12 protein-coding genes are annotated in these 13,166 nt (G+C 54.4%); 2 read left to right on the top strand and 10 right to left on the bottom strand.

The window, feature by feature from the left end; translation table 11 throughout:
- The first annotated feature begins 7 nt into the window (after positions 1–7).
- Complete coding sequence (locus L4C36_RS12615; protein ID WP_428478160.1) at positions 8–367, top strand: helix-turn-helix domain-containing protein; 360 nt, start codon at positions 8–10, stop codon at positions 365–367.
- Positions 368–478: 111 nt separating this feature from the next.
- On the opposite strand, the gene ilvA is transcribed toward L4C36_RS12615, so the two are convergent.
- The 5 genes from ilvA to ilvG form a co-directional block, all read right to left on the bottom strand.
- A complete protein-coding gene (gene ilvA / locus L4C36_RS12610) occupies positions 479–2,047 on the bottom strand; it encodes a threonine ammonia-lyase, biosynthetic (RefSeq protein ID WP_428478204.1) in 1,569 nt (522 codons plus the stop codon).
- A gap of 5 nt (positions 2,048–2,052) precedes the next feature.
- Positions 2,053–3,894, bottom strand: coding sequence for a dihydroxy-acid dehydratase (ilvD, locus tag L4C36_RS12605; protein ID WP_428478159.1), 1,842 nt, complete (start codon positions 3,892–3,894; stop codon positions 2,053–2,055).
- A 66-nt stretch (positions 3,895–3,960) separates the two neighbouring features.
- Entirely contained in the window at positions 3,961–4,896 is a 936-nt protein-coding gene (gene ilvE / locus L4C36_RS12600; RefSeq protein WP_428478158.1) for a branched-chain-amino-acid transaminase, read from the bottom strand.
- Between the two features lie 2 nt (positions 4,897–4,898).
- Positions 4,899–5,162 carry an acetolactate synthase 2 small subunit gene (gene ilvM, locus L4C36_RS12595; protein WP_428478157.1) on the bottom strand — a complete coding sequence of 88 codons (264 nt, stop codon included), beginning with the start codon at positions 5,160–5,162 and terminating at the stop codon, positions 4,899–4,901.
- Entirely contained in the window at positions 5,162–6,808 is a 1,647-nt protein-coding gene (gene ilvG, locus L4C36_RS12590) for an acetolactate synthase 2 catalytic subunit (RefSeq protein ID WP_428478156.1), read from the bottom strand. Before ilvG ends, ilvM begins: the two co-directional genes overlap by 1 nt.
- A 374-nt stretch (positions 6,809–7,182) precedes the next feature.
- Here ilvG and L4C36_RS12585 point away from each other — a divergent pair, with 374 nt between their 5' ends.
- Positions 7,183–8,709, top strand: a complete 1,527-nt coding sequence (locus tag L4C36_RS12585) for a YifB family Mg chelatase-like AAA ATPase (RefSeq protein WP_428478155.1) — start codon at positions 7,183–7,185, stop codon at positions 8,707–8,709.
- A 146-nt stretch (positions 8,710–8,855) separates the two neighbouring features.
- Here L4C36_RS12585 and L4C36_RS12580 read toward each other — a convergent pair whose 3' ends face one another.
- From L4C36_RS12580 to L4C36_RS12560, 5 genes are all read right to left on the bottom strand, one after another.
- Positions 8,856–9,458 carry a DsbA family protein gene (locus tag L4C36_RS12580; protein WP_428478154.1) on the bottom strand — a complete coding sequence of 201 codons (603 nt, stop codon included), beginning with the start codon at positions 9,456–9,458 and terminating at the stop codon, positions 8,856–8,858.
- A 69-nt stretch (positions 9,459–9,527) separates the two neighbouring features.
- A complete protein-coding gene (locus L4C36_RS12575; protein WP_428478153.1) occupies positions 9,528–10,517 on the bottom strand; it encodes a serine/threonine protein kinase in 990 nt (329 codons plus the stop codon).
- Positions 10,518–10,695: 178 nt separating this feature from the next.
- The gene (gene ccoG, locus L4C36_RS12570) at positions 10,696–12,150 is read right to left on the bottom strand and encodes a cytochrome c oxidase accessory protein CcoG (protein ID WP_428478152.1); all 1,455 of its coding nucleotides are present in this window, start codon (positions 12,148–12,150) and stop codon (positions 10,696–10,698) included.
- Between the two features lie 353 nt (positions 12,151–12,503).
- On the bottom strand, positions 12,504–12,770 hold the full coding sequence (locus tag L4C36_RS12565; RefSeq protein ID WP_428478151.1) for a YihD family protein: 267 nt from the start codon (positions 12,768–12,770) through the stop codon (positions 12,504–12,506).
- A 122-nt stretch (positions 12,771–12,892) separates the two neighbouring features.
- On the bottom strand, positions 12,893–13,069 hold the full coding sequence (locus L4C36_RS12560) for a hypothetical protein (protein WP_428478150.1): 177 nt from the start codon (positions 13,067–13,069) through the stop codon (positions 12,893–12,895).
- Positions 13,070–13,166: the final 97 nt, after the last annotated feature.

Below are 13,166 nucleotides of genomic sequence, written 5' to 3'. Positions count from 1 at the left end.
GTACAAGATGGACACCATCAAACCGCAAATTGCAAAGCGGATCAAAGCGGCACGGGAAGCGACTGGGATCTCGCAAGTGGCGATGGCCAAACAGCTGGATATTGCCCGGCAAACGTATTTGGATCTGGAGTCCGGCAAAACCGAGCCGCGCGTCACGACCTTGCTCAGTATTGCGATACTGACCCAGCGCCCGCTGGCGTGGTTCGTGGGTGAGCAGGTGTCACCGACCCCACAAGGGGAATGGGAAGGAGATTTACACGCGTTGCCCCGGTTGTATGCACAACTGCCCGCGACGCTACGTCAGCCGTTGGTGGAAAGCCATATGCTGCAATTACAAGCGTGTATTCGGTATGTCACCGCGCAGTAAGACACAAAAAACAGCCCCTAACACGTCGTCTTGCAGGGTGACGTGTTAGGGGCTGTTGCATGATGACGAAAGCGCCACGATCTAGAGCACGACGCTCGAACGCTCGAGACACTAACCCTGCGCTAAGAAAAAGCGATAAGCCGGATTGTTGGTTTCATCTTTCCATTGATAGCCCAGTTCACGTAAGTGACTGGTGAACGACAACAGATCCGCCTCTTCTAGCTCGAAACCACACAGTACCCGGCCATAGTCTGCGCCGTGATTGCGGTAGTTAAATAGGCTGATGTTCCAATGCGTGCCCAGCGTATTGAGGAACTTGATCAGCGCCCCTGGGTATTCGGGAAATTCAAAACTGTACAGACGCTCTTTGAGCGGCTTGGACGGTCGTCCACCGATCATATAGCGCACATGCACTTTCGCCATTTCATCATCAGACAGATCCACCACCGGATAACCGCCTTTACGCAGATCGGTAATGATGCTGTCGAGCTCGTCTTGCCCTTGCAGCAAGCGCACCCCGACAAACACATTCGCCAACTGCGCATCGCTGTACCGGTAGTTAAACTCTGTCACCGCGCGTCCCCCGAGCAGGTGGCAGAAATGAAGAAACGCTCCCGGCTGTTCCGGAATCGTGACGGCCAGTAATCCTTCCCGTTTTTCCCCTAACTCACAGCGCTCCGACACATAGCGCAGCCCATGGAAGTTGAGGTTCGCACCGGATAAAATCGCCGCCATTTGTTTGTTTTGCAATTGGTGGGCGTCGGCATACTTTTTCAACCCTGCCAGTGACAGCGCCCCTGAGGGCTCTGCAATGGCACGGGTATCTTCAAAAATATCTTTCACGGCCGAGCAAATTTCATCGCTGCTGACAGTGATGGCATCATCCAAATACTGCTGACACAACCGAAAGGTCTCGCTGCCAATGCGTTTGACCGCGACCCCGTCGGCAAACATGCCCACTTGATCCAACATCACCGGTTGACCGGCATCCAGCGCCGCTCGCAGACAGGCTGAATCTTCCGCTTCGACTCCAATCACCTTGATGTTGGGCATCAGCTGTTTGATCAGCACCGCAATCCCGGCTGCCAAGCCGCCGCCCCCGACAGGGACAAAAATGTAATCAAGGTGGCCATTTTGCTGTACTAACTCCACCCCAATCGTCCCTTGACCGGCGATCACCGCCGGATGATCAAACGGAGGAATGAAGGTGTAGCCATGTTCATGAGCCAGTTGCTCGGCATGCCCTTTGGCTTCGTCAAAGTTACTGCCGTGAAGCACCACTTTGCCGCCAAAACTGCGCACCGCATCGACTTTAATGTCGGGTGTGGTACGTGGCATCACAATGGTCGCTTGTACGCCCAGTTGTTGCCCTGACAGCGCCAATCCCTGTGCGTGATTGCCCGCGGAAGCGGCAATCACACCGGCCTGACGCTGTGCCTCGGTCAGTTGGGCCATCATGTTGTAGGCGCCGCGCAGTTTAAAGGAATGCACGGGTTGGCGATCTTCACGCTTCAGGTGGATATGGTTGCCCAAGCGGGCAGTCAGGCGTTTCATTGGTTGCAGTGGCGTGACTTGCGCGATTTCATAAACCGGCGCGCGTAAGATCTCGCGCAAGTAATCGGCCCCGCTGGGGGCGGTTGCCGAGTTCTCGCGTGTCTCGCATTGCGGGGCGTTATTCATCATCGCTATCCTTCCAATTTAGACTTATCGCGCACGGCCCCTTTGTCGGCGCTGGTGGCTAAAAGGGCGTAGGCGCGCAAGGCGAGCGAGACCTCTCGCTGGCGATCGACTGGCTTCCAGCCGCGTTGGTCGGCTTGCTCGCGACGTGTGGCTAACGTGGCGTCGTCAACCTGCAAATCAATGGTGCGGTTAGGGATATCAATGGCAATGATGTCGCCATTTTCAATCAATCCAATAGTGCCGCCGTTGGCTGCTTCCGGTGACACATGGCCAATAGAGAGGCCACTGGTGCCACCGGAGAAACGTCCGTCGGTGATCAGCGCACAGTCTTTGCCCAGTCCCATGGATTTGAGGTAGGTGGTGGGGTACAGCATTTCTTGCATCCCCGGTCCGCCTTTCGGGCCTTCGTAGCGGATCACGACCACATCCCCTGCTTTTACGTGACCGGATAAAATGCCTTCTACGGCGGTATCTTGGCTTTCAAATACCACGGCTGGCCCCGTAAAGACGAGGCAGCTGTCATCGACGCCAGCGGTTTTGACGATACAACCGTCCAACGCCATGTTGCCTGACAACACGGCGAGGCCGCCGTCTTGGCTAAAGGCGTGGGCTTGGGTACGGATACAGCCATTTTCACGGTCATCATCGACCGTGTCCCAGCGACAGTGTTGTGAAAAGGCTTTGGTGGTGCGAATACCGGCCGGGCCTGCGCGGAAGAAATCGATGATCTCGGGGTCATCGGTAACAGCAATGTCGTACACCGGCAGGGTTTGGGCGAAGGTTTGACCGAGGATGTTATAACACTCGCTATGGAACAGACCGGCACGATCCAATTCACCTAAAATGCCATAGACGCCCCCCGCACGGTGGACATCTTCCATGTGGTATTTAGGCGTTGATGGCGCGACTTTACACAGGTGGGGAACACGGCGAGACATGCGATCGATATCTTCCATCGTAAAGTCTATTTCCCCTTCCTGCGCCGCGGCTAACAGGTGCAGCACCGTATTGGTGGAGCCGCCCATCGCAATATCCAGTGCCATCGCATTCTCGAACGCTTTTTTGTTGGCGATATTGCGTGGTAAGGCATTACTGTCATCATCAAGGTAGTAGCGTTTGGTGAGTTCAACAATACGTTGGCCAGCTTTGATAAACAGCTGCTCTCGGTCGGCGTGGGTCGCCAGCATTGAACCGTTGCCCGGTTGGCTGAGGCCAAGGGCTTCGGTCAGGCAGTTCATGGAATTGGCGGTGAACATGCCTGAGCATGATCCACACGTCGGACAGGCGGATCGTTCGATCTGCTCACTTTGTTCATCGGATACCGTGGGATCGGCGCCTTGGATCATGGCGTCCACCAGATCCAGCTTGAGGATCTGATCTGACAGTTTGGTTTTGCCGGCTTCCATCGGACCACCGGACACAAAAATCACCGGAATATTGAGGCGCAGCGAGGCCATCAGCATGCCCGGGGTGATTTTGTCACAGTTGGAGATACACACCATGGCATCAGCACAGTGGGCATTGACCATGTACTCGACTGAGTCGGCGATCAGCTCACGGGACGGCAGGGAATACAGCATCCCACCGTGGCCCATCGCGATCCCGTCATCGACGGCAATGGTGTTGAATTCTTTAGCAATACCGCCCGCTTCTTCGATTTCTCTCGCCACCAGCTGGCCGAGATCTTTGAGGTGCACGTGGCCGGGAACAAATTGGGTGAAGGAGTTCACGACGGCGATGATCGGCTTACCGAAATCTTCATCTTTGACACCGGTGGCACGCCACAGGGCGCGGGCACCGGCCATGTTGCGGCCGTGGGTGGTGGTGGCGGAACGGTACTTAGGCATAACGACAATCCTTTTGCTGTATGGCACTGCCCGCTGTGATGGTGACAGCGGGCAGCTGAGTATTCATTACTTGTCGGCAGGGTAAACGTAATCCAACCAGCCCCACTTGTCTTCTGTGGTCCCGTTGAACAGACCAAAGTACGCTTCTTGCAGCACTTTGGTTACCGGACCGCGCTTGCCTTCCCCGACGGTGATTTGATCCACGCTGCGCACCGGCACAATTTCGGCGGCCGTCCCGGTCATGAAGACTTCATCGGCAAGGTAAAGGGCTTCACGGGCAATGTTTTCTTCGCGCACTTCATAACCGCGTTCTTTGGCCAGTGTCATGATGGTGTCGCGGGTGATCCCCGGGAGAATCGCGCTGGTGGTCGGCGGGGTAAAGAGGACGCCATTGCTGACCACAAACAGGTTTTCTCCCGCACCTTCAGACAGGTAGCCATCGACACTTAGGGCGATCCCTTCGGCATAACCGTGACGACGGGCTTCACCCCCGACAAGCAAGGAAGACAGGTAGTTACCGCCCGCTTTGGCCGCGGTGGGAATGGTGTTGGGTGCCGCACGGTGCCAGCTTGAAATCATCGCATCCACGCCATTTTCCAGTGCTTCTTCCCCGAGGTAAGAGCCCCACGGGAACGCGGCGACAATGAGCTCCATTTCTGTGCCAGTGGGTGGACATACGCCTAACCCCACGTTACCGACATACGCTAAGGGGCGAATATATGCAGAGTCCAGTTTGTTTGCGCGCAAGGTTTCTCGGCACACTTCCATCAGGGTATCGACACTGTAAGGGATCGGGAAACGGTAAATTTTGGCGGAATTTTTCAGTCTCACCATGTGTTCTTGATGGCGGAAAACGGCCGGACCGTTCGGGGTGTTGTAGCAGCGAATCCCTTCAAACACGGACGTGCCGTAATGCATTGCATGAGTCAGCACGTGGACGTTGGCATCAGCCCAAGGCACCATCTCACCGTTAAACCAAATATAATCCGCTGTATTTGCCATTGTTATTCTTTCCTTAAAAACGATTGGTGCTCAACGAGCGTGGTTTCGACGGTGCGGATATCCCAAAGCTTTTCGATTTGGTTGATCAGCGTGGTGATAGGACGGTCACTGTCGACAAGTATTTCGATACTGGCGATTTTGCTTTCGTGGTTTTGGGTGGCATTCACTTGCTTGATCACAAAACCGCGGTGGCGGATCACACGTAAAATCCGCTCTAGTAATACTGGTTTATCATCGGCCTTGATGTCGAGTAAATATCTATCCATTAGGTGTTCTCCAGCATGTCTTGGTTGGCCGCGCCCGGTGGCACCAGCGGCCACACATTCTCTTCTTCATCGATCAGCACATGGAGCAAGTACGCGGTCTTGCTGGTCAGCAGGGTTTGCAGTGCCGGAAGCACCTCTTCCTTGCGGGTAATGGTGTGACCGGGAATATCAAAAGCCTTCGCCAACGTGACAAAATCGGGGTTGTCATCAAGGATGGTTTCACTGTGGCGACCGTCAAAGAACAAGGACTGCCATTGGCGCACCATGCCCAGACGCTGGTTATTGATCAGAACCATTTTGACCGGGATTTGGCGACGTTTGAGGGTGGCCAGTTCCTGCACATTCATCATGAATGACCCGTCACCGGAGATCAGTACTGACTCATCGTCAGGCCGTGCCACTTTGGCGCCCATGGCGGCGGGTAAGCCAAAGCCCATGGTGCCAAGGCCGGCGGAGGTGATGTAGTTTTGTGGCTCACGCGGCTGAATATGCTGGGCGGCCCACATTTGGTGCTGGCCGACATCGGTCGACACCATGGTGCTGTCAGGCATCATGTCTGACAGTTGCTTCATGAGTAACGGCGCATAAATCAGCTCACCCGGGTGATCGTAGCGCCATTTGAATTGCTGACGCAGTTGTTCGCTGTAGCCCACCCAGTCGCTGATATCTTGGCTCAGTTCCAGTTGCGGCAAGACCACATTGATATCCCCCCGCAGCGGGGCGTGCGCATGGCGCAGTTTGTTAAATTCAGCGGCATCAATATCCAGATGGATCACTTTCGCGTGCGGGGCGAACGTGTCGAGTTTGCCTGTGACCCGATCATCAAAACGGGCGCCGACCACGATCAGCAAATCGCACTCTTGTACGATTAAATTGGCGGCTTTGGTGCCGTGCATGCCCAGCATGCCCAGATAGTGGGGGTCATGACGTGCCACCGAGCCTAAGCCTTTTAATGTGCTGACAGAGGGCATCGGGTTAAGGTCGAGAAACTGGCGGACGGTGTGCGTGGCTTTCGCCAATTGGACCCCGCCCCCCACATACAGTACTGGACGTTGACTGGCGGACAACAAGGCTTGGGCGTCATGAAGCTGCGCGGGTGTCACGGTTGGGAGCGGCGGTGGCGTGATCGGGGGTAAGAGGGCAACCGGCGCTTGCGCCAGCTGGACATCTTTGGCGATATCGACAATCACTGGGCCGGGGCGGCCGCATTTGGCCACTTCAAAGGCTTCCGCTAAGGTGGGGGCCAGGTCGGCAATGTCGGTGACTAAGTAGCTGTGTTTGGTACAGGCCAAGGACATGCCAATCACATCCATTTCCTGAAAGGCATCGGTGCCGATGTGCGAGCTGGCCACTTGACCGGTGATCGCCACGAGTGGCACGGAGTCCAAAAAGGCATCTGCCAAACCGGTGACGAGGTTGGTGGCGCCGGGGCCGGAGGTCGCCATACACACGGCAACGTCTTGCGTGGCGCGTGCCATGCCAATCGCGGCCATTGCAGCCCCTTGTTCATGGCGACATAAAATGTGTTCCACCCCGCCATCGTACAAGGCGTCATAGATCGGCATGATCGCCCCGCCCGGATAGCCAAAAATGGTTTTAATTCCCTGCTGATGCAGCGCTTTTACGACTAACTCTGCTCCCGTCATCGCTGCTCTCCCTGTGCCTTCATTGCGACGTGCTATTCAAAAAAAAGCCCCCGAGCCGTGTGGCTGCGGGGGCTGGTTTGCGTTCGTTCTTTTCGTTACGATTTTCCGCCTGCTCGCCCCCCTCGCGGCTGAATAATCACCACGATGACGTTGAGAATGAGAATGAGGGCGTGAACGGTAAATCGCATCGACTGTCTGTCCGGTTTTTGTGTTTATACCTTGTGTTTACTAAGTGGTAACACAGAGGTTGCTCACATGACAAGCAAAAAGTATAAATTATTTACCATCTTATCTGCATAAATAGTCTATTAGTGAAACTTATTTTAAGTAATTCATTAACTTATTTGATGAAAGTGTTATCAGGATGGTGAAGCATGAACCTGGCTATAGTTCACAGCCGTGCGTGTGTTGGGGTGGAAGCGCCAGCCGTGACGGTCGAGGTCCATATCAGCAACGGTATGCCGGCATTGGCGCTGGTGGGGTTACCGGAAACGAGTGTCAAAGAAGCGAAAGATCGGGTGCGCAGTGCCATCGTCAATGCGGGGTTTGAATTTCCGTCCCGGCGGATCACGGTGAATTTGGCGCCTGCAGATCTGCCCAAGGAAGGCGGCCGGTTTGATTTGCCGATCGCCTTGGGGATCTTGGCGGCCTCTGAGCAAATCCCGCTGGAGTCGCTATGCGATTATGAATTTTTAGGAGAGTTGGCGTTATCGGGCGAGCTGCGGCCGGTGAAAGGGGCGCTGCCTGCGGCGCTGGCCGCCAAGCAGGCGGGGCGTTGTCTGGTGGTGCCAGACAATAACGGGGATCAAGTGGCGCTGGTGGGGAAAACGTTGCACAAATCCGCTCCGTCATTGTTGGCGGTGTGTGCCCATTTGCATGGTCAAACGGCCTTGACCCTGACCCAGTCACCCCCGGCCGTCGCCGTAAAAACCGGTAATGAGCGGGATATGCAGGACATTATCGGCCAGCAACAAGGCAAGCGCGCGTTAGAAATAGCCGCGGCCGGTGGCCATAATTTGCTGTTTTTAGGGCCGCCTGGTACCGGTAAAACCATGCTGGCCTCCCGCCTGCGTGATTTATTGCCGGACATGAGTATTGAGGAAGCGCTGCAAACTGCGGCGGTGGCTTCTCTGACGCCCCAATTGATCCATGAAGGCAATTGGCGTCAGCGTCCGTTTCGTACCCCGCACCATTCCAGTTCGATGGCGGCCTTGGTGGGCGGCGGCTCGGTGCCACGGCCGGGGGAGATCTCCCTGTCTCACAATGGCATTCTGTTTTTGGACGAAATGCCGGAATTTGAGCGCAAAGTACTGGATTCCCTGCGGGAACCGTTGGAATCGGGCGAGATCGTGATCTCCCGTGCCACCAGTAAAACCACCTTCCCTGCCCGCTTTCAGCTGATCGGGGCATTGAATCCCAGTCCGACCGGGTATTACGAAGGTAACCAGTCGCGCACCAATCCGCAGGCCATTTTGCGTTATTTAAGCCGCTTGTCTGGCCCGTTGTTGGACAGGTTTGATATGTCGATTGAGATCCCGGGGTTGCCGAGGGGGACATTAGCGGAAGGCGGCGATCGGGGCGAGTCCAGCGAGGTGATCCGAGCGCGGGTACACACCGCCCGTGAGGCAATGTTAACGCGCTCGGGCAAGGTCAATGCGCTGCTGTCGACCCGTGAGCTGGATAGCCATTGTGCCTTAGTGCGCAGTGATGCGGAGTTTTTGGAAACGGCGCTGCACCAGTTGGGGCTGTCGATCCGGGCGTATCACCGCATCATCAAAGTGGCGCGCACCATTGCGGATTTGGCGGGGTGTGAGGCGATCACCCGGGGTCACTTAGCGGAGGCACTTGGTTATCGTTCGATGGACAGGTTGTTGCGCCAGTTAACGGCCCAAACGGTATAGATGTGATCACGCAGCGGTGATACGTGGCGGTTTTTGCGGGAGGGGTATCCCTGCGGTGCGAAAATATCGCCCCTAAAAAAGCGGTAATAAAAAAGGGCCTGTCGGCCCTTTTTTATCGCTGACGAACGCGGTGCGTCGGGCGAGGATTATTTGGTCAGCAAGAAGTTAACCAGCTGAAAGTACTCATCAGCCGAGCGGATTTTACCGGTCTGTACCACGTACTTATTGTTGACGACAACAGACGGTACACCCGTCAGGCCACTGTCTTTGAACGCCTTGTTGTAACGGTTAACCATCGAATTAACGGCAAAGCTGTTGAATGCGCCGTCAAAATCTTCAGCTTTTACGCCTTCATCAATGAAGATCTGACGCAATTCAGCATCATCACGTGGTGGCTTTTGCATGTCGTGAATGCGGTTAAACAGCACGGGCGTGATCTTGTCTTCCACACCCAGTACCACTGACGTTGCGTACGCCTTGCTCATGGAATTACCCATGTTGCCACCCATGAAAGAGACATGGTTTTTCTGCAATTTCGCGTTGTCAGGCAGGGCTTTTTTCAGCTCCTGGATCATCGGTTCAAAACGGTAACAGGCCGGGCAGTAGAACGAGTAGAACTCGGTCACAATAGGATTGCTGGATTTTGGCAGATCCAAGACCGTGTAGTGATCCCCTTCTTTGAATGACGCAGCGTGTACGGAAACGGAAAACAGAACCGCACTGATCAGAATGAAAAACTTTTTAAACATGTTGCGACTTACTCCCTTAAAAAGGATTGAAATAACGACGTTACTTATCCATTGATATTATTAATGTTATTACCATTGCGGCGTCAGTTGCAATGGTGCTTCGTGCAAGGTGGCCAATTGTTCTTTGAAGGCCAGCACTTGCCCTTCCCAATACTTGGCATCGGCAAACCAAGGAAACGCGAGCGGGAACGCAGGATCTTCCCAGCGTCGTGCCAGCCATGCCATGTAATGTACCATTCTAAGACCGCGTAAAGGCTCAATGAGTTTCAATTGGCGCGGGTCAAAATCTGCAAATTCGTTATATGCGTCCAAAATTGTGTCTAATTGGGCCAATTGGTCATGACGTTCACCATTGAGCAGCATCCACACATCTTGTACCGCCGGGCCATTACGCGCATCGTCTAAATCGACAAACAGCGGCCCGTCACGCCACAGAATATTCCCCGGATGGCAATCGCCGTGGAGACGTACGCTGGTCCAGTCGGTGTTCCAATATTGGGTCAGTTCACGGATCAGCAGGTCGAGATCAGAAAAGAAAGCATGCTTTAAGTGATCGGGGATCAGTGTCGAGTTTTCCAGTACCTGACGCGGTTGGTGCAGGTATTCATCCAGCCCCATGGTCGGACGGTGGGCAAAGGCTTGTTGCTTACCGACTTGGTGAATACGGCCGAGAAAACGCCCGACCCACTCCAGTTGGTCAAAGTTATCCACTTCAAACTGGCGTCCACCCAAGCTTGGGAACAAGGCAAAACGGTGACCATTAAAATGGTGCAGCGTCTGTCCATTAAGGATAATTGGCGCCGCGACCGGGATCTCTTGCTCGGCCAGCGCGAGGGTGAATTGGTGCTCTTCGGCAATTTGCGCATCGGTCCAGCGCTGCGGACGGTAGAACTTGGTGACGTAGCGTGCGCCGTCTTCTGCGGTGAACTGATATACCCGGTTTTCATAGCTGTTCAGGGCTAACAGGCCGGATTCGGCGCGAATGCCGGTACTGTCGAGGGCATCTAAAAGCTGATCGGGGCCGAGATCTGCAAAGCTAAAGCCGTTCTGTTGGGTCATAAGACAAAGTCCGCGAAGTAAAAGTACACAAGTATACCATCCAACCCATGCGATATCGGCAGTGCCCGCAAGATAAGCCCGTGGATGGAAGGCGCCCATCATAATAAAGAAAGGCCGTTGCCGGCCTTGTCTTTACACTCTTTTTCATTGTGGGGTCGGGGATGGCTGGCATCGGTGGTTAGCGCAACTCCCCGATGAAACGGCTTTCGGTTTCGATGTAATGGGCGTCACCGGTACGCGTGAGCGTGAAGGTGATAGCCGAAATCGGTGAAGTCAGCGCTTCAGGCGCGATCCCTAAGCTGATCGGCAGGGTAAAAATCTCACCGGCCGCCACATGAATGTGTTGTTCCCCGTACCATTGCACCGCGTCTAGCCCCTGCACGGTCAGTTGATACTGGGCTGGCTGCTGGGTTTTATTGAGGATTTTCAGGGTATAGGTATTTTCTACCAAGCCTTCACTGTTGATTTTGAATAGCTGGCTGCGATCGCGCAGCACGTCTAAGCCCATTGGTTGTACCGCCTGCAGCAAATAGAAAAAGAGGCCGATCATCGCGCCCATCACGGTGCCGTACCCCAGCAGTTTGGGGCGCAGGATGGTGGTCTTATGCCCTTCCAGTTTGTGCTCGGTGGTATAGCTGAGTAAGCGGGTCTCGTAGCCCATCTTCTTCATGGTTTCATCGCAGGCATCGACACAGGCACCGCAGTTAATACACTCGTATTGCAGGCCATCACGAATATCAATGCCCGTCGGGCACACTTGCACACACAAGTTGCAATCAATGCAGTCACCCAGCCCTTGCGCTTTGTGATCGTGTTTGCGAGAGCGAGGGCCGCGTTGTTCACCGCGCGCGGCGTCATAGCCCACGATGTAGGTGTCTTTATCAAACATGGCAGATTGAAAGCGTGCGTACGGGCACATGTGCAGGCAGACGATGGTGCGCATCCAGCCCGCGTTGGCATAGGTACATGCCGTGAAAAACAGGACCCAGAATCCGGCCCAAAAACTGACATTGGCGGTAAAGAAGTCGATCACCAAGGTGTGGATTGGCAGGAAATAACCAATGAAAGTTAAGCCCGTGGCTAAGGCCACCGCCAACCAGGCAAGGTGTTTGAGGGTTTTACGCCACAGTAAATGCCGGGTCAGGGGCAAACTGTCTTGCTTACGCCGTTTATTGGCGGCGCCTTCGAGCTTTTCTTCAAACCAGATATAAATGAAGGTCCAGACGGTTTGCGGACACAGGTAACCACACCAAACACGGCCTAAAAAGGTGGTGATAAAAAACAGGGCAAAGGCGGCGATCACAAACAAGGTGGCCAGTAAGGTGAGATCTTGCGGCCAGAAGGTGGTGCCAAAGAAGTGAAATTGTTGCTGTTCGATGTCGAGCAAAATCGCTTGTCTGTCGCCATAGGGGAGCCAAGGTAATCCCATGAACAGCAACATTAATATCGCGCCCATGCGGCGGCGTAATTGTTGGTAGAGACCTTTGACTGCACGGACATAAATGCGGTTACTGGGGTTGAAGCGATCGGCGCTGCCTGTGTGGGTGTGCGGGTTGTTTGGTCGTGATGGATTGACCGTTGCCGGGGCGGCCGACGGCGTGACATCCTTTATCTCGATTTTATTTTGGCTCATGACATGGCTTCCTTTAAGACCCTGCCGTGCGGCGAGGGATCAATGGCCGAATCGCGCTCGGCCTCCCTGTGATCAGGTGTTGTAATAAAGACGTTGCTAATGGGTCGAAATTGTTATCGGACGAGTATATCCCAGCCGGTCAACGGATGGGCACAGGCCGATCAGAATTGAGATCTCGCGGGGATAACGGTAACGAGAAAGGCGGCAAATGGAATACGGTGAAAAGGCAAAGAGAGCCAACCGCGAAGCCGGAGGAAGAAAGCGGGCTGAGTGAGACAAAAAAACAGAGGGATAAAACGCGGAAGAATAAATACGCGCAGGCCAGTTAGCTGTGGGGCTAACTGGCTGCCGGTTTACTTGATGATGCCGCGGGCACGAAGGATCGCGGTTTTGAAATCATCTTCACAGTCTTTCGCAAGGCCTGGGATCATGTCTTCTTTGTCGCTGTTACGCATTTTTAGGTGGTAAATCAGGACATCGTCAGTCAAGGCGTCAAGCGGGCCTTCATACTGTGCTTCTTGCGCCAATTTCAACAGGAATTCAACCAGGTTCAAATCCGGATCTTTTTGCCACTCTGGGTGCAACAGTTCGATAAGTTCGTTTACGCGATGCGTCTTCATAGATCACTCCACAAATAAAGGCTGATGAATATTATTGTCATAGTTTTTGTGGGGTAACGGTATAACAAACGCTGGCATGATACAAATAAAAGGCAGCCCATTTGGCTGCCTTTATACGCGCATTATGCGGCGTGCTCACCCTGTACAGGGATAGTCGTCACAGGCGCGACAACTGGGGTTGGCAGCGGTGCCACCGTCGCGGTTTGCGGCTTGGCTTTGTACGTTGGCGCATGAGATGTCGTGCGAAAACGTGATGGACTGCGGGGTGTGCTGGAGCGAGCGTAAGAAGCGGGGCGCATGATTCACCTTGTTGATGAGGCGCGTCCGTGGCCAAAGTTAATACCGTATTTCCGACGCTGTGTTGCTGGCTGAGCCGTTCCTCGCCGGAAATCAGGG

The sequence above is a fragment of the Photobacterium japonica genome, from assembly GCF_050337005.1.
Lineage (GTDB): Bacteria > Pseudomonadota > Gammaproteobacteria > Enterobacterales > Vibrionaceae > Photobacterium > Photobacterium japonica.
This window is presented reverse-complemented; position numbering and strand designations above follow the sequence as displayed.